19 protein-coding genes are annotated in these 17995 nt (G+C 63.4%); 8 read left to right on the forward strand and 11 right to left on the reverse strand.

Annotation, left to right across the window (positions count from 1 at the left end; genetic code table 11):
- Nucleotides 1-66: 66 nt before the first annotated feature.
- Together J3489_RS07955 and J3489_RS07960 are read right to left on the reverse strand one after the other, a co-directional pair.
- On the reverse strand, nucleotides 67-741 hold the full coding sequence (locus J3489_RS07955) for a response regulator transcription factor (protein ID WP_206997156.1): 675 nt from the start codon (nucleotides 739-741) through the stop codon (nucleotides 67-69).
- A gap of 14 nt (nucleotides 742-755) precedes the next feature.
- Complete coding sequence (locus J3489_RS07960) at nucleotides 756-1679, reverse strand: LysR family transcriptional regulator (RefSeq protein ID WP_206997157.1); 924 nt, start codon at nucleotides 1677-1679, stop codon at nucleotides 756-758.
- A 574-nt stretch (nucleotides 1680-2253) separates the two neighbouring features.
- Between J3489_RS07960 and J3489_RS07965 the strand changes: the two genes are divergently transcribed.
- Complete coding sequence (locus J3489_RS07965; RefSeq protein ID WP_206997158.1) at nucleotides 2254-3435, forward strand: porin; 1182 nt, start codon at nucleotides 2254-2256, stop codon at nucleotides 3433-3435.
- Nucleotides 3436-3554: 119 nt separating this feature from the next.
- Here the strand turns inward: J3489_RS07965 and J3489_RS07970 are convergent, their stop codons facing one another.
- Entirely contained in the window at nucleotides 3555-3947 is a 393-nt protein-coding gene (locus tag J3489_RS07970) for a hypothetical protein (protein WP_206997159.1), read from the reverse strand.
- Between the two features lie 285 nt (nucleotides 3948-4232).
- Between J3489_RS07970 and J3489_RS07975 the strand changes: the two genes are divergently transcribed.
- The 3 genes from J3489_RS07975 (at nucleotide 4233) to J3489_RS07985 (ending at nucleotide 6494) form a co-directional block, all read left to right on the forward strand.
- On the forward strand, nucleotides 4233-4502 hold the full coding sequence (locus J3489_RS07975; RefSeq protein ID WP_206997160.1) for a DUF4148 domain-containing protein: 270 nt from the start codon (nucleotides 4233-4235) through the stop codon (nucleotides 4500-4502).
- Nucleotides 4503-4623: 121 nt separating this feature from the next.
- Nucleotides 4624-6006: a sensor histidine kinase gene (locus J3489_RS07980; RefSeq protein ID WP_242539867.1), complete on the forward strand. Its 1383-nt coding sequence runs from the start codon at nucleotides 4624-4626 to the stop codon at nucleotides 6004-6006.
- A 200-nt stretch (nucleotides 6007-6206) separates the two neighbouring features.
- Nucleotides 6207-6494, forward strand: coding sequence for a DUF4148 domain-containing protein (locus J3489_RS07985; RefSeq protein ID WP_206997161.1), 288 nt, complete (start codon nucleotides 6207-6209; stop codon nucleotides 6492-6494).
- A gap of 157 nt (nucleotides 6495-6651) precedes the next feature.
- On the opposite strand, the gene J3489_RS38300 is transcribed toward J3489_RS07985, so the two are convergent.
- From J3489_RS38300 to J3489_RS08000, 4 genes are read right to left on the reverse strand one after another with little or no spacing between them, the layout of a single operon-like run.
- Nucleotides 6652-6786 carry a hypothetical protein gene (locus J3489_RS38300; RefSeq protein ID WP_255554988.1) on the reverse strand — a complete coding sequence of 45 codons (135 nt, stop codon included), beginning with the start codon at nucleotides 6784-6786 and terminating at the stop codon, nucleotides 6652-6654.
- A gap of 56 nt (nucleotides 6787-6842) precedes the next feature.
- A complete protein-coding gene (locus J3489_RS07990; RefSeq protein ID WP_206997162.1) occupies nucleotides 6843-7529 on the reverse strand; it encodes a winged helix-turn-helix transcriptional regulator in 687 nt (228 codons plus the stop codon).
- A 39-nt stretch (nucleotides 7530-7568) separates the two neighbouring features.
- Nucleotides 7569-8972: a sensor histidine kinase gene (locus J3489_RS07995; protein ID WP_242539868.1), complete on the reverse strand. Its 1404-nt coding sequence runs from the start codon at nucleotides 8970-8972 to the stop codon at nucleotides 7569-7571.
- A gap of 10 nt (nucleotides 8973-8982) precedes the next feature.
- Nucleotides 8983-9660 carry a response regulator transcription factor gene (locus J3489_RS08000; RefSeq protein ID WP_206997163.1) on the reverse strand — a complete coding sequence of 226 codons (678 nt, stop codon included), beginning with the start codon at nucleotides 9658-9660 and terminating at the stop codon, nucleotides 8983-8985.
- A 369-nt stretch (nucleotides 9661-10029) separates the two neighbouring features.
- Between J3489_RS08000 and J3489_RS08005 the strand changes: the two genes are divergently transcribed.
- Nucleotides 10030-10353 carry a DUF4148 domain-containing protein gene (locus J3489_RS08005; protein ID WP_206997164.1) on the forward strand — a complete coding sequence of 108 codons (324 nt, stop codon included), beginning with the start codon at nucleotides 10030-10032 and terminating at the stop codon, nucleotides 10351-10353.
- Here J3489_RS08005 and J3489_RS08010 read toward each other — a convergent pair.
- From J3489_RS08010 to J3489_RS08020, 3 genes are all read right to left on the reverse strand, one after another.
- A complete protein-coding gene (locus J3489_RS08010) occupies nucleotides 10316-10543 on the reverse strand; it encodes a DUF2783 domain-containing protein (protein ID WP_206997165.1) in 228 nt (75 codons plus the stop codon). The genes J3489_RS08005 and J3489_RS08010 overlap by 38 nt on opposite strands.
- A gap of 121 nt (nucleotides 10544-10664) precedes the next feature.
- Nucleotides 10665-12398 (reverse strand): FAD-dependent oxidoreductase, encoded by a 1734-nt coding sequence (locus tag J3489_RS08015; protein WP_206997166.1) that lies wholly within the window; start codon nucleotides 12396-12398, stop codon nucleotides 10665-10667.
- Between the two features lie 53 nt (nucleotides 12399-12451).
- A complete protein-coding gene (locus tag J3489_RS08020) occupies nucleotides 12452-13411 on the reverse strand; it encodes an MBL fold metallo-hydrolase (RefSeq protein ID WP_206997167.1) in 960 nt (319 codons plus the stop codon).
- 237 nt (nucleotides 13412-13648) lie between these two features.
- On the opposite strand from J3489_RS08020, the gene J3489_RS08025 reads away from it, so the two are divergent.
- Together J3489_RS08025 and J3489_RS08030 are read left to right on the forward strand one after the other, a co-directional pair.
- Nucleotides 13649-14461 (forward strand): IclR family transcriptional regulator, encoded by an 813-nt coding sequence (locus J3489_RS08025; RefSeq protein WP_206997168.1) that lies wholly within the window; start codon nucleotides 13649-13651, stop codon nucleotides 14459-14461.
- Between the two features lie 32 nt (nucleotides 14462-14493).
- Entirely contained in the window at nucleotides 14494-15462 is a 969-nt protein-coding gene (locus tag J3489_RS08030; protein WP_206997169.1) for an IclR family transcriptional regulator, read from the forward strand.
- A 6-nt stretch (nucleotides 15463-15468) separates the two neighbouring features.
- On the opposite strand, the gene J3489_RS08035 is transcribed toward J3489_RS08030, so the two are convergent.
- On the reverse strand, nucleotides 15469-16677 hold the full coding sequence (locus J3489_RS08035; RefSeq protein WP_206997170.1) for a sensor domain-containing phosphodiesterase: 1209 nt from the start codon (nucleotides 16675-16677) through the stop codon (nucleotides 15469-15471).
- A gap of 356 nt (nucleotides 16678-17033) precedes the next feature.
- On the opposite strand from J3489_RS08035, the gene J3489_RS08040 reads away from it, so the two are divergent.
- Nucleotides 17034-17990, forward strand: coding sequence for a chemotaxis protein CheV (locus J3489_RS08040; protein WP_206997171.1), 957 nt, complete (start codon nucleotides 17034-17036; stop codon nucleotides 17988-17990).
- The last annotated feature ends 5 nt before the right edge of the window (nucleotides 17991-17995 follow it).

The raw sequence follows: 17995 nt of genomic DNA on the forward strand, positions 1-17995 counted from the left end.
GGCCCTAAAGCAAAGACGCGCGCTTCAGCGAGCGCGCGTCCTTCGTGGCATTTCGTTCCAGGCATTTCAGCCAAACAGGTAACCCGACCCGCGGATCGTACGGATCATCGGCCGCTCGCCAGGCATCTCGACCTTCTTGCGCAAACGCCCGACGTGCACGTCGATCAGGTTCGTGCCGGGATCGAACCGGCACCCCCATACGGCTTCGAAGATCATCGTGCGCGTGAGGATCTGGCCTGCATGCCGCATCATGAATTCGAGCACGCGCAGTTCGGTTGGCTGCAAATCGAGTTCGCGATCGCGATACTTGACTTTGCGCCGCACGAGGTCGAGCTCCAAGGCGCCTTGACGCAAGAGGGTCTCCGTCTTGGCCCCACGCGGGCGGCGGCGCAGCAGCACTTCCACGCGCGCCGACATCTCTTCCGGCGAAAACGGCTTCGTCAGATAGTCGTCGCCGCCGGCGCGCAAGCCCTGGATACGTTGATCGACATCCGACATCGCGCTCATCACCAGCACGGGCGTCTCCATGCCCACGCCGCGCATGGTCGCGACGATCGTCAGTCCGTCGAGGTCCGGCAGGATGCGATCGAGCGTCACCACGTCGTAGTCGCCCACCATCACTTTCGCCAAGCCCTCGCGGCCGGTGTGCGCGACGTCGACCGTCAGGCCGCTCGCCGTGAGCGTGCGCACGACGTCTCGCGCAATCAGCTCATCGTCCTCAATCGTCAGTACCTTTGCCATGTTTCGACGCTTTCTCAGGCGACAGCACGCAGCGCGACCGGCTTGTCAGGCGCGCGATACTGGCTCACGGTGAAATCGATGAAGCTGCGAATCTTTCTCGACAGGTTGTTGCGGCCGGAATAGAGAATCGAAATCTGGCGCGGCCCGCCGTTCGCTTCGAACTGCTCGAGCAGCGGCACGAGCGTGCCGCGCGCAAGATCGTCCGCCACCAGCGGCGCGGCCAGCAGTGCAATGCCGATGTGATTCAGTGCCGCCATGCGAACCATCGAGCTGCCCGTCGCGCTGACGCCGCGCCCGGTGCAGATGCGATAAACGCCGTTCGCATCGCTGAACTCCCACATGCGCGACGAACCGTCCGATACCGAAAGCAGACTATGGCCGCTCAATGCCGATGGATCGCGCGGGGCGCCATGTCGCGCGAGATACGTGGGCGACGCGACGACCACTTCCTCGACGCTCGTCAAGCGGCGGCTCACGAGCGTCGAGCTGGTGAAGCGCCGGTCATCCGAGAAGCACACATCGAAACCGCCTTCGACGATATCGATATGCGTATCGTACGTCGTCACGTCGAAATCGATGCGCGGGTGCAACGTGCGATATGACGCGAGCAACGCGCCGAGGCCGGATGCGACGAACGTCATAGGCGCCGCAATCCGAAGCGTGCCGCTCGGGTCGCGCGTGGCCTGCACGAGATTGGATTCCATCTCGTCCAGCTTTTCGATGATCGTGCGGCAACCGTCCAGATAGTCTTTGCCGATTTCCGTCAGCGACAGGCTGCGTGTCGTGCGATTCAAAAGCCGCATGTTCAGGTGCGCTTCCAGCATGCCGACACTGCGCGTCACCGCCGCCGCCGACATGCCTAGCTGTTTGGCAGCCAGATTGAAGCTGCCAAGATCCACCACACGTGTGAACACCCGCATTGCCTGTAGCTGATTCATGTTCTTTCTGACAGAAAAAAAACGCAATGGCGTGCATCATGGACGATGGCGATTAAATCCTTCCTGCCAGGTACATTAAGTCTTGTTTAATTTTGTGCAATGTTCATGAACCGTCGGCGCTTTGCTCTTTTCCTGACAGCAACAAAAAAAAAGCGCGAGCCGAGCTCGCGCTAAAGAGATTTAGATGAAAAAGCACCGCTTTCGGCGGTACGAAGAGTATAAGGCTCCCGCGACGATGTTCGTCGGTTCAGTCTGAAATACATTAGTGCCGGATTCGAAATAAAGAACGCCAAACCGGCGATGCGATTGCGCGCTTCTCCACACGCATTTTGTTGCTCGACGGCCACATCACCACCTCGGTCCATGCTTGCGAAAGCGCTGGCCGATTTCTCGCTTCGCCAAGCCGGACAAGCGCTCAACCTGTCAAGGCAAGCGCAGTTTCCCATTCCGAAAAACTGAATTGCGATATTACGTCTCGGGTTTCTTCGTACGCTTTCCTAGACTCACGCCGCTGAAGCCGCTTAGCGAACGGTCATGCACGGCTTTGGCAAATGCTATCCACAAGGAGTAGAACATGAAGAAACTCATTCTTATCGCCGGCCTCTCAGGCGCTTTTGCTGGCGCAGCACACGCACAGAGCAGCGTGACGCTCTATGGCGTGCTCGATGCGGGGATCGTCTACGCGAACAACGCTCACAACAACGCTCACGCACCGGGCACCTCTACGTCGGGCCAAAACTTCAGCTTGGGCAGCGGGGCTGTAAGCAACACGCTTTGGGGCTTGAAAGGCAGCGAAGATCTGGGCGGCGGATTGCATGCGATCTTCAAGCTGGAAAACGGCTTCAATCTGAACAACGGCGCGCTGAAGCAGTCCAATCAAATCTTTGGGCGTCAGGCATGGGTGGGCTTGCAGAGCGATCAATACGGTACCGTGACGCTCGGCAAGCAATACGATTCCGTGGTGGACTACCTGGGCCCGCTGTCGGCGGCCGGTACAGACTTCGGCGGCAACCTGGCCTCGCATCCTTTCGATAACGACAACTTGAACGGCCAGTACAGCATCAATAACGCGGTGAAGTTCCAAAGTGCGAATTACGCGGGCTTCCATTTCGGCGGCCTGTACGGCTTCTCCAACTCGGCCGGCTCCTTTGCCGACAACCGCGCATTCAGTGCCGGCGCTTCGTACGGCAACGGCCCGCTCAATATCGCCGCGGCTTACCTGCAGATCGACAACCCCGGCGGAATCGGCACGAACCCGGGCGGCGCCGTGAGCAGCACGGACGGCACGGGCGACTTCTTCGGCCAGCGCCAGCGCACGTTCGGCGCCGGCGCGAACTACGCCTTCGGCCCGGCAACGGTCGGTTTCCTCTGGACGCACACGAAGATCGATCAGCTCACGGGCCTGAACCTTGCGAGCAACTTCAACGCGCTCAGCGGCAACAGCCTGCGCTTCGACAACTACGAGGTCAACGCACGCTACTTCCTGACGCCGATGCTGAGCGTGGCTGGCGCGTACACGTTCACCGACGGCAAATTCGGCACGAAGACGGGCGACTCCACGCTCAAGTACCACACGGTCAGCCTGCAAAGCGACTACGCGCTCAGCAAGCGCACTGACGTCTATCTTGAAGGTGTCTTCCAGCGCGCTGTCGGCGGCGACGGCACGATCCTCGGCAACGCGGACATCACGGGGGTCGATCCGTCCTCGACCAACAAGCAGGTCGCTGTGACGGTCGGCATGCGGCACCGCTTTTAAGCAACGTTTCAACGTGTTCGCGGCGCACGTGTAAAGCGTGTGAAGCAACACGCGGGCGGCCGACACGTCATCGCGACGTCCGGCCGCCGTTCGTTCAGCGAGCCGGACTGTGCAGCGAATCAGTTAGGCAGCATCGGCGAACGTTCCAGGCCGGCCGCTTCCATCGACGCGCCGGCATGGTTCGACAGCACCTCGTTGAGCTTCAAGAGACTCGCCTGCGGAATCGCAAAGCCGGCCCAACCGAGGCCCGTATGCCGCAGAAACAGCACGGCCCCATCGAATAGCGGATTTCTTTCGGCATGCCAGCACGGGTCCATCTCGATCACATACTGGTGCGTGCGCGACGGCACCTTGGGCACCTCGGGGCGCATCGATGCGCGAATGAAGCTGAGATGTTCGATCATCGCATCGACCTCGTCGGCCTCCAGCAACACAGAGCTGTTTTCGACCTTGACGCACACCGCATGCGCGCCGTATTCATTCACCAGTTCGATACTCATTGGGCGTGTCATAACACCGTTCCTCACTCGATCTCGATACGGAAATTATGAAGCGCCCTGCCGAGGCGAACGTTGCTTACCCGCGATCTTTAGATGAAGGTTTATTTAAAGAACAGCAACGCCATTCAAGCGGAAGCAGAAATCGAGCGATCAACATGGAACGAAATAAAGGTGAACATTTCTTCATGCTGATGCGGCCGTAACGCCAAACGACGCACCTTATTGTTTGCCTCAGCGGATGAACTCACGCTAAAGCGTGTTGCCGCGATTCCGTCCTACGTTGATATGAGGTTCGACATGAAATCATTGCCGTTCGTTTTTGCACTCGCCGTCGCCGCCGTTCCGGGCTGGGCATTCGCGCAAAGCCAGGCGCCCGCCGCACAGAATGCGAATAGCCAACCAAGCCAAACACTGTCCGTCGCGCAGGTGGGCGGCAGTCAGTGGGTTTCTCCGGAGGCCCCTTCCACATCGGGCCTGACTCGCGCGGACGTCTATCACGACCTCGTTCACGCCGAACGCGACGGTCAACTTTCTTACTTGAATTCGACGCTCTACGCCCACCACTGATACGGCCCATATGCGCCGCGCCGGGCTTTTCCCACTGCCGGCACGAGGCGGCGTTGCGCCTCGTGCCGGCCTTCCTTGCAATTCAAATTGCGCTAGCCGATCCGGCCAGGTAAAAGAACGCATGCGTCCGATAAGGCGCAAGACATGGATGCGGCTCTACAACATGATGTCGCTGCGGCTTCTCTTTGCTTATTTTCTCGTGTTTTCCGCTTTGCTAGTGACGCTGCTGGCGTCGATCGGCTGGGTGGCTTCTAACGAGCTGACGAACGAGACCGACAGGGTACTGACCTGGAAATTGCGCTATTTCCGCACGATTCCCGACGCGGATTTGGCGCGAGCCGTCAACAGACGCCTCGAATACGAGCACATGCATCCGAACTACTACGGGCTCTTCGACAAGCATGGCGTGCCTGTGGCAGGCGACGTGCTTGCATTGCCGCCGCATCTGCCGCCGCGCCAAACCGGCCTCACGCTCGAACGTACGCTGACGGTGGCCGCCCCTGCTCCGCCGACCGTGCGTGTCATGGCCGAAACGCGCAGCGACGGCCGCACGCTGCTCGTTGCGCAAGACATGACCCGCCTATTGAAGGTTCGCGAAGCCATCACTGCCGCGCTGATCGCCGGCGGTTTCTGCTGCTTGCTGGCGAGCGGCGCTGTCGGCGTGGCAATCGGGATACGGCAGCGCCGCCGCATCGGCGCGATTCGCGATGTCGCGCAGCTCGTGGCGCGAGGCGACTTGAGCCAAAGATTTCCGGTCGGCGGAAGAGACGAGATCGACATGCTGTCGCACCTCGTCAACCGCATGCTCGGCGAAATCGAGCGGCTGATGTTCGAGGTCAAAGGCGCATGCGATGGCATCGCGCACGATCTGCGCACGCCGCTCGCTCATGTCCGCTCGCTGATCGTACGAACGGCGGAGCACCCGCGGGTCGGGCGGGACTTGCCGCTCTCCCGTTTGCTCGATCAGGCCCGCTCGGAAACCGATACGCTGCTCGTGCGCTTCAAGGCCATGCTGCGCGTGGCGGAAATCGCAGGGCTGCAGCATCGCGGAGGATTCGAAACGATCGACCTGCAAGCACTGGTGCTCGACGTCGCCGACCTCTACGCGCCCTTGGCGGAAAGCCGGTCCGTCATGCTGACGGTAGCCGCGAGCCGGGTTCCCCCGCTGCACGCGGATCGTGCGCTGCTGTTCGAGATGCTGGGCATCCTGATAGGCAACGCCGTCGACGTTTCGCAGCCGGGAGCGCAAGTTCGCCTGAGACTGGCCATGACGCAGCAGGGACCGCGCATCGAGATTCACGACAACAGCGCAGAGGGCGATGCCATCGTGCATGCCGGCGCAGTTCTCGCTGCGCAAGCGTTGCCGGATGAAGATGCGGGGCTTCATCTCGGCATCGCGTGGGCGGTCGCAAGAAGCCACGATTTCGCGATCCGCGTCGACGACGCAGCGCCGGGTCCGAACGTCACGATCGATTGCTGGCCGCAAATGTTGTTTGGTCTTTAATTCGGCGGCGCAATTCGCTTAAACGCGCTGATGGGATTTTCCCCCGCCATCATTAAAGCTTCTAAAACTATTTTCATACTCGCACCATCAATCCGCTATCTGCGGTTGACTATCCTTCTCATCAGCCGATCCACGATACGCTCACTCCCCTTCTGATTCGTGCTTCGGTCTTTAAACATGAAATTGTGAGGATAGCTAACATGAAAATCACGATAATTGCCATTGCCCTGATCGGCGCCACCGCAACCGCTTCGGCATTCGCCCAATCGGCTCCGGCGACGCAGCAGCAACAGACGTACTCGACCGCACAGGTGGCCTCGGCCAATGTGCCCGCCGCCACGGCGGTCACGGTCTCGCCGGGCCAATGGACGGCGCCGTATGGCCAGCCCGTGCAGGAAAAAACGCGCGCGCAGGTCTATCACGAACTCGTTCAGGCGGAGCAGGACGGCCAGCTCAACTACCTGAACTCGACGCTGTACTCGCACTGAGCGCCGCCGATCCCGAAACGCGCACCGCGCTCGCGCGCGCGTTGCGGCTCGCAACGCGCCTCGCTGAGGCGGCTTCACTAGCCGCCTCAGCTTCTCCTCAATTTCTTGGCGTTTCGAACCCGATGAAATGTCGTAACTGGATCAAACGCGCCGCGTGTTACGCGGCGGCAGCCACGGCAGTCGGCGTGCTGCTCGCCGGCTGCGCCGGCGCTTCGGCGAATACGGCGAACGGTTGCGTCGGCCCGCCCGGCTTTTGCACGCCGTACTTCGGTTCATAAGGAGAAAAGGGCACACCCCCTTCTTAAACTTCTCGCGCGAGACGTATCGCCCGTCACATCGAATCGCGAATTAGCGAGCCGACATGCAGATTTGATAGCCGTAGCGGCTCACCGTTTCGATGCGGACTTCGGGCAGGTGCTGCCCCAGCTTGCGGCGCAGCCGCGAAACGACGAGGTTGACGCTCGACGGATCGACATCCTCCGTCTCCGGCCACGCATAGCGGATCAGCTGGTCGCGCGGCACCGGCGCGTTGAACTGGCGCATCAGGCATTCGAGCAGCAGGTACTCGCGGCGCGTCACCGCAAGCCGCCGGTCGCCGTCGACGAGCTCGCGCGTCAATCCGTCAAGCTGCAACGAAGGCGCAGCAAGCTGGTCCTGCACAGTCCGCGCCTGTGCGGTGCGATGCAAGGCCTGCATCCGCTCATGCAATTCGATGAACGAGTAAGGCTGGCAAAAGCAGGCGTCCGCGCCCGCGCGCAGCACGCGCGTGCGATCCTGCGCTGCCGCGGGGCCGAGCACGGCGATGATCGCCGCGCCCCCCGCCGCAGCCGACAACTCCGGCAGCACGCCAAGCAGCCCGCCGTAGGCGGCGGGCTCGAGCATCATCGCGACGATCGCATCGAACGGCTCCTGCCCTGCGAGGAAGATGCCGTCGCGCATGTCGTCGGCGCGTTGCAGGCTGTGCGCGCTCTCCTGCAGCGCCTTGAAGAGCCACGCGGATTCGGGATGCGGGAAAGCAATGAATAGAACGCGCATTCAACGGCACCTGCTGTCTGACATGCATTACCTTCTTTATCAAGCGAGCGTGCGCGACCAGCACTCGATGGTCACGCGAGTGCCGGGCTTCGCATCGTCGATCCGCATCGTGAAGTCGTGCACGCGAATCACTGCCGATACGATGCTGAGCCCGAGGCCGGAGCCATTCAGATGACGCGTGCGTTCGCCGCGATAAAAGCGCTGCAGCACGGCTTCGCGCTCGTCCGGCGCAATGCCTGTGCCGTTGTCGACGACATCGACGCGCGGCCCCGCATGCGTTTGCCTGAGTTCCATTTCCACCTTGCCGCCATCGGGCGTGAACTTGATTGCGTTGTCGATCAAGTTGCTGAACATCTCGAAGAGCAGCGCGCGGTCGCCGTGAATCGATTCGGTGGGCTCGGCGGTCACTGCAAACCGAATCCCGCGGCTTTCCGCAAGCGGCTCATACAGTTCCCCGACTTCGCGCACGAGCGAATCGAGCTCGACCTCGCCAAAGCCGCCGCGCCGCTGCAGCGTGCCGATCTCGGAGATGCGCAGCATCGCGCGAAAGCGATCGAGCAGCGCATCGGTTTCGGTGCGCGCGCGCTCCACGAGAACGGCAATCGATTCGTCGTCCAAATGACCGGTACGCTCGGCAATGCGCGCGAGCAACACCCGCACGTGAGCGAGCGGCGTACGCAAGTCATGCGCGATGCCGTCGCACGCGCCCTTCACTTCGTTCATGAGCCGCTCGACTTCTTGGAGCATGTGATTGACGAGGTGCGCGAGCATGTCGAGTTCGTCGCGCCCGCCCACCGGCAAACGCTGTCCGAGATCGCCTTGCGCGATGCGCTGCGTGACGCGGCGAATTTCCTTGGCGCGCTGCATCTGCCGAAGGCTCAACGCGAGGCCGCTCGCGACGCCCGCCGCCAGGCAGAGCAGCCCGCCCGCGAGCAATGCATTGATGATGGTTTCGCGAATCAGCAGGATATGCGTGAGATCGCGCGCGATGACGAGCGTGTTGCCGTCCTTGCGCTTTTGCGCCATCGCACGCACGACGGGCGCTTCGCCGTCGCCTTCGATCGGCAGCGTATGGTGCAGCGTCACGCCCTTGCGGTTCGCCGGCACGCCGGGCGGCAGCGCCACCACGTCGCCCGCGATGTGCGAGCCGTCAGGTGCGAAAAGGCCGTAGTAATTCGTATGCATCCGCTCGCGTTCGAGCCGGCGGTGAACCGCCTCGTTGAGCTGATCGTCGGGCAGCGAGTCGAAGTAAATGAGCTGCCAATCCATCACGACGTCGGTCCTGCGCTCCATGTCGCCCGTCACCGTCCAGCCGATGAAGCCGACCAGCAGCATGACGGAAAACGAAAAGATGACCGCGTAGATCGAGAGGAGCCGGAACGTCGTCGAATGCCAGCGGCCTCCCAGTTCGACGGGCGGCGTCGAGTTAGTGATGTCCGTCAACTTGTTGCGCTCACGCGAGGATGTAGCCGGAGCCGCGCACTGTCTGGATCATCGGGGGCACGCCCGGCGGATCGATTTTCCTGCGCAGCCTGCCCATGTGGACGTCGATGAGATTCGTGCCGGGGTCGAAGTGATAACCCCATACCGCCTCGAACAGCATCGTGCGCGTGATGGTCTGCCCCGCGTGGCGCATCATGAATTCGAGCACGCGATATTCGGTGGGCAGGAGCGCGATTTCTTCGCCGTCGCGCTGGACTTTTCGCGAGATCAGGTCGAGTTCGAGCGGCCCGGCGCGCAGCGTGGTTTCGAATTGAGCGGCGGGTGCCTGGCGGCGGCGCAACAGCACTTCGAGCCGCGCGGTCATTTCCTCGGGATCGAAGGGCTTGGTCAGGTAATCGTCGCCGCCGGCGCGCAGGCCGCGCACGCGTTCGTCGACATCGCCAAGCGCGCTTAGCATCAATACGGGGGTCTGGATGCCGATGCTGCGCATCGTGGTGAGAATCGTCAGACCATCTACGCCGGGCAGCATGCGATCGAGCGTGATGACGTCGTATTCGTCGCTGATCGCACGAGCCATGCCGTCACGGCCATTTGCAACCCAGTCGACAGTGAAGCCACGACTTTTCAATTCTCCGACGATATCGTTCGCGGTGATTTCGTCGTCTTCGATCGTGAGGACTCGCGACATGATCGGGTCGAGCGCCCCGGCATGAGGACGCACCGGGCGCGGCAGATTATCAGCAGGGGGACATGATGCCATATGTGGCTCGAACGTTCAGCGTGGGGCTGGGCGGTTCAACGGGAAATTTCGGCAGATGCCACGTTGCAGATTACCCGTAACTCGCTAAACGCCGGATTTCCGCTTCATTAAAAAAATTTTAATTTCCGCCCCGGCGTGTGGGCTGCGCCCTATTCGGCAAGGCTTCGATGAAACATCCTTCATGCGTGTGACAGCTATTCGGCAGCGGTGTTCGCTTATCGTGAACTTGCCGCCGGATGCCGCGTCCATCGGCGGATCGAATCCGGCAAGACGCGAAAAGAAGGATGGAGCACGATCATGAAATCGACCACGACTGCGATCGCGCTGCTGGCGTTGTCGCTCGTCAGCGCTCGCGCAATGGCGGCGCCCCTTACGCCGCATGAATGCAGCAGTTATCCGTTCCAGCCCGCTTCCGGCGAAGTCACGCACGCGCAGTTGATACGCGAGCTCGGCGAGCTGGAGTCGGTCGGCTACGACCCGGCTTTCGACGACCCCGACTACCCCACCAACCTTCAACGCGCGCAGCGGGCGCTGCAAGCGAAGTACCAGAAGGATTGCGCGCCGCCGGCCTCCAGCATGTCGACTACGGCGCGCGCGTCTGTGCCGGCTCACGCCGGCTGACGGCGCCTTCGCGTGCGTGCTGAATCGCTTCGACGAGCGTCGCGTAGTCGCCGATATGGTTCGCGAGCAGCAGGATCAATTGCGCGTTGGCCGACTGGCTCGCGGCCTCGTCGAGATCGCGATGCATCTCGAGCAGGGCCTCGTAGAAGTCGTCGGGGCGCGACAGATTGGGTTGCGTGTTCAGCGGCATATTGCCTCCCGTCCCCCGAGGGGGCTATTGCCTCCATCGGGGGGCGCTTTGCATGGGACCGGTTTAAGCGCTAAAGCGCTAACTCCGGTCGACAGCGAACGACAGTGAGCGTGGGGGTCGTTCATATCGTCTCCTCGGCGTCCGTTTGGCGCACACCCAGCGCACGCTTTAACGCCGCTTCTATGTCGTCCGCCTCCGCGTGCCGCCAACGCGCGCAAACGTGCTGATCGGGACGGATCAGATAGCACGTGCCGGGGCTCGCGTCGTAACGCTGCGCCGCGATGCCTTCGGTATCTTCGAGCAGCACGGCGTCGGCGAGCGCGGCGCCTGTCTGGTCGGATGAGTCGAGCGGCCTGGCGCTGACTACGATTCGCTTCACCGGCAGCGCCGAGTCACCCAAAGCGCTCAAAACGGCAACGCTCGCCGCGTCGACACCTTCCGCCCCGCAAAACACCAGCGCAGTGAACCGGCCGCCCAGTTGCGAGAGCAACCAGTCGTCCTTGCCGCCGCACCGCACCGGCGCGTCGGCGCACGCCGCTCCCGGCACCATCCGGCCTTCGAAACGGTCGCGATCCGGCGTATTGAGCGTCGATTCGCTGAGCACCGCAGGCACCGACAAACGGCCCGTATTCACCAGTTGCCGCGCAAAAGGATGATGCCGCGCGAGCTTCAGCACGGCGTCGCGAAACACCCGGGAGACCGGCGTCTTCGGTGTGATGAAATCCGTCGAGCGCGAAGAATTTCGGATGTTTTCGTCAGCCGCGTATTCGCGCTCGCTTGCGTAGCTGTCCAGCAGGCTGTCCGGCGCGCGGCCGGCGAGCACCATTTCGAGCTTCCACGCGAGGTTTTCCGCGTCCTGGATGCCGCTGTTCGCGCCGCGTGCGCCGAACGGCGAGACGCCGTGCGCGGAATCGCCGGCGAACAGCACGTTGCCGTGGCGGAAGCGCTCCATCCGCACGCACGAAAACGTATAGACGCTCGCCCATTCCAGTTCGAATTCGACATCGGGGCCAAGCAGCGCGCGCACGCGCGGAATGATCCGCTCCGGCGTCTTTTCGAGTGCGGGGTCGGCGTCCCAGCCGAGTTGGAAGTCGATGCGCCAGATGTTATCGGGCTGGCGATGCAGCAGCACCGACTGGTTCGGATGAAACGGCGGATCGAACCAGAACCAGCGCTCGCTCGGGAAGTCCGCTTTCATCTTCACGTCGGCGATCAGGAAGCGGTCCTTGAAAATGCGCCCTTTGCTGTCGAGCCCGAGCAAGGTGCGCAACGGGCTCCTCGAACCGTCGGCCGCCACGACGTAACGGCCGCGCAAATCGTATGAACCATCGGGCGTCTCCACCGTGAGCGTCACGCACGCGCCGCCGTCGCCGTCCTCCTGGCGAATGCCCGTAACCTTGCTTTTCCAGCGGATCTCGAGATTCGGCAGTTCCTGCGCCCGCTCGACGAGAAAGCCCTCGACGTAGTACTGCTGCAGGTTGATGAACGCCGGCCGCCGGTGTCCGCTTTCGGGCAGCAAGTCGAACGTATAAACGTGCTCGTCCTGCACGAACACCTTGCCGACGTGCCAGCGCACACCCTTGCCGACCATGCGCTCGCCGCAGCCGAGCCGGTCGAAGATATCGAGCGAGCGCTTCGCAAAGCAGATCGCGCGCGATCCGGTGGACAGCGTGCAATCGTCGTCGACGAGCACCACCGGCACGCCGCGCTGCGCCACGTCGATCGCGGCGGCGAGGCCCACCGGCCCGGCCCCGACCACGATCACCGGATAGAGAGGCGCCTCATCGCCTTTTGCGCGCTCCTGTTCCGCGCAGCGCCGGTAATCGAACGACACGGTCTGGTAGTCGATGCTCATTCCTTGTCTCCCTCCAGCGTCTCCATGCTGCTCCTGCTCTCCGGCATTCGTATTCAGTCCTGCAGCGCGGCCCACATTTCCTGGTCGCGCGCGGCGGTCCAGATCCGCGGATGCGTGATGCCGCTCGCCTCGTCAAAGGCGCGCGACACGTCGAACGGCAGGCAATGCTCGTAGATGAAGACGTGACCGAACTTCGGGTCCATCGCTTCGCGCGCGAGCGCCATCGCGGCCTTCAGATCGAGCTTCTGCTCGACCGCCTTGCGGCCTTGCGCCAGCAATGTCGTGACGAAATCCTTCGTGTAGTCGAGGCCCTTGTTCACGTCGGCCGGATTCAGCAGCGCCGGGCCGCGTCCCGGCACGAGCTTGTCGGCAGCGAGCGCGCGCAGCGCTTCGAGCGTGGCCGGCCATGGTTCGAGCTGCGCATCGCCGCAGTAGCACGCGGCGTCGTATTCGACGAGGTCACCCGAGAACAGCACCTTCTGCGACGGCAGCCAGACCACCGTATCGCCCTTCGTGTGACCCGAGCCCAGGTGCATGATCTTCACTTCGAGCTTGCCGAGCCACAGCGTGATTTCCCTTTCGAAGACGAGCGTGGGCCACGTGAGGCCCGGCACCGTTTCGACGCCCGCGAACAGGCGCGGGAAGCGCTCGATTTCCGACTTCATGTCGGCCTCGCCGCGCTCGACGATCATCTCGTACGTACCGCGGCTCGCGATCACCTGCTGCGCGCCTTCGGCGAAATACGCGGACGCGCCGAGCACGCGCACCGCGTGGTAGTGCGACAGCACGACGTACTTGATCGGCTTGTCGGTGACGGTGCGGATCTTCGCGATCAGGTCTTGCGCCATCGCGGGCGTCGCAGTGGTATCGACGATCAGCACGCCGTCGTCGCCGATGACGACGCCCGAGTTCGGATCGCCTTCGGCCGTGTACGCGTACGCGTTCTCGGACAACTGCGTGAACGTGATTTTTTTCGCTTCGAGGTCGGCCTGGGATGCGAATGCCTTCGCCATGGTTGTCTCCGTCAAGAGGGTGGACTGACGGCGGCGGGACACTCGAAACGCGGGTTGCGCGCGGCTTGAGGGAACGGCAGGTGTCTCGCCCCGTTTCTCAGTATGCGGCTGCGGCGCCGGGGTGGAGTCAATCATGCGGGCGCCCGAAATATTTGTCAATAACAAATCACGTTGCTATTTGCTAATATTCCGGGACGCGATCGATTACACTCGCCGTTTTTCAACAGGGTCCAGCGTATGAAGCATTCGGCAGCGGGCGATGCCGGCAGCGCGCAGAAGGAGAAAGCGCAGCGGGGCGTGCAGAGCGCCGAAGTCGGCGGCCGCCTGCTTCACGCGCTGGCGCGCTCGCGCGAGCCGCTCGCGCTCACCGAGCTCGCCGAAAGCGCCGAACTCGCGCCCGCGCAGGCGCATACGTATCTCGTCAGCCTCACCCGCCTCGGCCTCATCAAGCGCGACGAGCTGTCCGGCCGCTACGAGCCGGGGCCGCTGTCGCTGCGCCTCGGTCTCCTGCATCTCGAACATCAGCCGGTCTATCGCGCGGCCATCCCGCACGCCGCGGCGCTCGCCGAGGCGATCGGCCATACGGTCGCGATCTGCATCGCCGGGCCCCAGGGCCCGACCATCGTGCGCTACGAGCGCTCGGGATTTCCGCTGCATGTGAACTTGCACGTCGGCACGGTCATGTCGCTGACGAAAACGGCCACCGGCCGCGTCTTCTGCGCGTTCCTGCCGGCCGAGCGCGTGCAGGCGATGTGGGCGACGCAAGCCAAGCGCGCGCGCGACGCGTTCGCATCGGCGGACGAACAGCGCGCCTTCGAAGCGACGCTCGGCGAAATCCGCCGGCGCGGCATCGAGCGCGCCGTCGATGCGCCGAGCCCCGGCATCAGCAGCCTGAGCGTGCCCGTATTCGACGCGAACAGCGAGCTTGGCGCCGCGCTGACGGCCATCGGTTCGTCGGGCGCGATCGACGTCGGATTCGACGGCGCGATCGCCCGTGCGCTGCGCTCGGCAAGCGCTGCGATCGGCCGCGAACTCGCGTCCCCGTCCTGATGCACCGATGCCTTGATTGACCGGCTCACGCGATGCCTAAGACTCCTTCTTCCCCGATCGCCTCGCGCAAGCGAGCTGAAACCGCTTCCAGCGCGAAGCCGCAACGCGGGATCAATTCGCTCGACACGACGGGCGAGTTGCTCGTCGCGCTCGTCGGCTCGGGCGAGCGCTTGTCGTTGCGCGATCTGTCCGCGGCGGCGGACATGCCGCCGGCGAAAGCGTTTCCGCATCTCGTCAGCCTGCTCAAGATCGGCTTGCTGAGCCGCGACGACAACGGCGATTTCGAAGCCGGTCCGCTTGCGCTGGAACTGGGGCTGATCGCGCTGCAGCGGCTCTCGCCCACCCGCGAAGCGGAGCCCGAGATCATCGAGCTTGCATCGGCCACGGAGTTGAGCGTCGCAATGGCCGTGCTCGGGCCGCTCGGGCCCACGGTCGTGCGACTCGAAGAATCGGCGACGCCGCAGCATGTGAGCTTGCGAGTCGGCACGGTGATGTCGCTCGTCAACACCGCGATCGGCAGGACCTGCGCGGCGCATCTGAGCGCGGACGTGCTCGCCCCGCTCTTGGCGCAGGACGGATTGCGGCTGGCGGGCGCCGCGCCCGGCGAAATCTTCGAGGATTCCGCAGCCGGGAAGACCGCGCTGAGCGCGCCGCTGCGGCGGCGCTTGGCGCAGATTCGCGCCGCCGGCATCGACACCGCGCTCGGCAAGCCGGTGCCCGGCATCGACTCGCTCGCGGCCCCCGTGTTCGATCACACGGGCGACATCTGCCTCGTCATCGCGCTGATGGGCTCGGCGGGCAGCTTCGATTGCGATCCTCACGGCGAGCCGGCGAATCGTCTGCGAGAGGCGGTCCAGCACTTGTCGCGAAGGCTCGGGTGGTGGCCCCACGACGGCGCGGGAAAGGACGCGGCTAAGGACGCGGCTAAGGACGCAACTAAGGGCGCAACTAAGAGCGCAACTAAGAGCGCACCTAAGGGCGCAACCAGGGGCACGGCATAGCCGCCGCTATTCGAGCAGGCGGCTCAATCCCTCGAACAGCACGTCGCCGCCCACCACCCGCCCGCCGCGCGCGGTCTTGATATGGATTGAGAGCGTGACGCACAGATTCGTCGAACTCGACGACATATACGGCTCGCTCACCACGATCGTTCCCGGGTGGGCCAGCGCGTTCCTGAAGTACGCGCGCTTCGCCCAATTGGCGCCGGCCCGGCGCGAGAGCAGCGGAAACGTGACGCGCCGGCGCTTGCGGTGCGCGTCCGATTCGACGTTCTCGCCGACCTGCACGCCTTGCTCGTCGATCAGGAACACGCGCATCGACCATTCGAGCGCCAGAAAATGCGCGGCGCTTTCCGCGAGACTGTGCCCGTGGACAAACGCTTCGATCGTCGCGCGAAAGGCGCGGCGGTAAGGCGTCAACTCCTCCATGTCGGCGACCTGCGGAATTTTCCGGGCGTCCATGAAGCGGCGCGCGAGCGGCTCCGTCACCGGCAACGCGCTGTGCTTGCCGTCGGTCAGGATTTCGGGGCGGGCGAAGTAGTAGCCCTGCACGAAATCGGCGTCGCAATCCATGCTCAAGAGCGCTTGCGCTTCGGTCTCGATGCCCTCCACCACGATGAAGGTGCCGATGTCGTGCAGCAATTCGATCAGGCGCAGCAGGCTGCGCGCGTTCCGATAGCTCGTGACGGCCTTGCGGATCAGCTCGCCGTCGATCTTTACGACATCGGGGCGCAGATCCCACACCCGTCCCAGATTCGTGAGGCCGGCGCCGAAATCGTCGAGCGCGATCAGAAACCCGGCGAGACGCAGCCGCGCGACGGCATCCGCGAGCAAGGCCTCCGTGTCCTCGGGCGCCTCGAGAATCTCGATCACGACGCGCGACGGCGGAATCCGGCAAGCCAGGATGTCGTCGATGAGCCCTCGGCCGTGGACGGGATGGACGAGCACGGCCGGATGCACGTTGAGGAACAGCACGCTGTCGGCATCGGCGATGCGAAGAAAGCGGTCGACGTGGTTACGCACGCAGGCCCGCTCGAATTCGCCGCTCGACTCGAGCCGCCGGGCGATGCCGAAAGCGGCGGCGGGCGAGCACGCCTCGCCTTGGTACGACGGGCGCAGCAGGGCCTCGTAGCCCACGGGCGCCTGATGCGCCAGCGAAAAGATCGGCTGGAACGCGCTCTCTATGCTCGGCAGGCTGGGGTGTTGCGCATCGATCATGAAAGCGTTTTTTAATAAAGTCGATAAAGTGCGGGGTGCATTGGCCGCGCTGCCGGCCTGGCCGCAGGGCGCTTTTTGGTCTCCTCCCCTGGATAACGTCACATCAATGCCGCGACTTGAAGGTTGCAAACTTACCTCGCCCGAATTCGTTGGGCAATATTCAGGGCCTGTTCACGCTGATAAAAGACCCCAAGTAAGCAAACGCCGAGCAAGAAAATGCCGGAAAGCCCTGTATCCATTCAACTTTTCGCGCGCCGCGCCGATATCGAAGATAGAGAACTGCGCACCGGTTTCGCACGCGTGCGAGCCGGGCCGGCACGGGGCCAGGCGGCGCAATCGCGGAGCAGAACATATCGATGGCAGATCATCATTCGATCGACGAACGCACCAATCTGACGAGTTCGAACAAGTTCGAACTGCTGCTGTTTCGCCTGGGTACGGTTGCCGATGGCGATGAACACGAGCTCTACGGCATCAACGTCTTCAAGGTCCGCGAGATCATGACGATGCCGGCGGTCACGCCGATCGCGGGCGCGTCGGACCACATGATCGGCGCGGTCGATATCCGCGGCCAGATCATTCCCGTCATCGACCTGTCGAGGCTGATGGGCTGCAACCCGACGCGCGGCCTCAACATCCTGCTCGTCACCGAGTTCGCGCGCTCGACGCAAGGGTTCGCGGTCGAGGAAGTCGACGACATCGTGCGGCTCGAATGGAACCAGGTGCTGTCGGCCGAAGGCGCGGCAACGGGCGGCAACTCGGTGACCAGCATCGCGCGCATCGACGGCAACACCGGCGATTCGCGGCTCGCGCAAGTGGTCGACGTCGAGCAGGTGCTGCGCGACGTGTTCCCGGCGCAGCATCCGAGCGTCGAGGCGAAGGACGTCGGCACGTCGATCCGCATGCGGCCCGGGACGAAGATTCTCGCCGCCGACGATTCGGGTTTCGCCCGCAAGCTGATCGAACAGAGCCTGACCGCGATCGGCGCGGAGCACGTGATCGCGAAGACCGGCCAGGAAGCCTGGAACATGCTCGATCGGATCGCCCGCGAGGCACAGGCCGAGGGCCTGCGCGCCCGCGACAAGATCGCGCTCGTGCTGACGGACCTCGAAATGCCCGAGATGGACGGCTTCATGCTGACGCGCCTCATCAAGAGCGACGAGCGCACGCGCGATATTCCGGTCGTCATCCATTCGTCGCTGACGGGCGCGGCGAACGAAGCGCATGTGAAAAACGCCGGCGCGACCGGCTATGTGGCGAAATTCGCGGCGTCCGATCTGGCCGCCGCGATCAGGCAGGCGCTGGTTTCCTGACCTGA

This window comes from Trinickia mobilis, from assembly GCF_017315705.1.
In the GTDB taxonomy this organism is placed as follows: Bacteria; Pseudomonadota; Gammaproteobacteria; order Burkholderiales; family Burkholderiaceae; genus Trinickia_A; species Trinickia_A mobilis.

Excerpts from the sequence above, each read along its gene's own strand:
- J3489_RS07955 (WP_206997156.1), bottom strand. The coding sequence starts at position 741 with ATGGCAAAGGTACTGACGATTGAGGACGATGAGCTGATTGCGCGAGAC.
- J3489_RS07960 (WP_206997157.1), bottom strand. The coding sequence starts at position 1,679 with ATGAATCAGCTACAGGCAATGCGGGTGTTCACACGTGTGGTGGATCTT.
- J3489_RS07965 (WP_206997158.1), top strand. The coding sequence starts at position 2,254 with ATGAAGAAACTCATTCTTATCGCCGGCCTCTCAGGCGCTTTTGCTGGC.
- J3489_RS07970 (WP_206997159.1), bottom strand. The coding sequence starts at position 3,947 with ATGACACGCCCAATGAGTATCGAACTGGTGAATGAATACGGCGCGCAT.
- J3489_RS07975 (WP_206997160.1), top strand. The coding sequence starts at position 4,233 with ATGAAATCATTGCCGTTCGTTTTTGCACTCGCCGTCGCCGCCGTTCCG.
- J3489_RS07980 (WP_242539867.1), top strand. The coding sequence starts at position 4,624 with ATGCGTCCGATAAGGCGCAAGACATGGATGCGGCTCTACAACATGATG.
- J3489_RS07985 (WP_206997161.1), top strand. The coding sequence starts at position 6,207 with ATGAAAATCACGATAATTGCCATTGCCCTGATCGGCGCCACCGCAACC.
- J3489_RS07990 (WP_206997162.1), bottom strand. The coding sequence starts at position 7,529 with ATGCGCGTTCTATTCATTGCTTTCCCGCATCCCGAATCCGCGTGGCTC.
- J3489_RS08000 (WP_206997163.1), bottom strand. The coding sequence starts at position 9,660 with ATGTCGCGAGTCCTCACGATCGAAGACGACGAAATCACCGCGAACGAT.
- J3489_RS08005 (WP_206997164.1), top strand. The coding sequence starts at position 10,030 with ATGAAATCGACCACGACTGCGATCGCGCTGCTGGCGTTGTCGCTCGTC.
- J3489_RS08010 (WP_206997165.1), bottom strand. The coding sequence starts at position 10,543 with ATGCCGCTGAACACGCAACCCAATCTGTCGCGCCCCGACGACTTCTAC.
- J3489_RS08015 (WP_206997166.1), bottom strand. The coding sequence starts at position 12,398 with ATGAGCATCGACTACCAGACCGTGTCGTTCGATTACCGGCGCTGCGCG.
- J3489_RS08020 (WP_206997167.1), bottom strand. The coding sequence starts at position 13,411 with ATGGCGAAGGCATTCGCATCCCAGGCCGACCTCGAAGCGAAAAAAATC.
- J3489_RS08025 (WP_206997168.1), top strand. The coding sequence starts at position 13,649 with ATGAAGCATTCGGCAGCGGGCGATGCCGGCAGCGCGCAGAAGGAGAAA.
- J3489_RS08030 (WP_206997169.1), top strand. The coding sequence starts at position 14,494 with ATGCCTAAGACTCCTTCTTCCCCGATCGCCTCGCGCAAGCGAGCTGAA.
- J3489_RS08035 (WP_206997170.1), bottom strand. The coding sequence starts at position 16,677 with ATGATCGATGCGCAACACCCCAGCCTGCCGAGCATAGAGAGCGCGTTC.
- J3489_RS08040 (WP_206997171.1), top strand. The coding sequence starts at position 17,034 with ATGGCAGATCATCATTCGATCGACGAACGCACCAATCTGACGAGTTCG.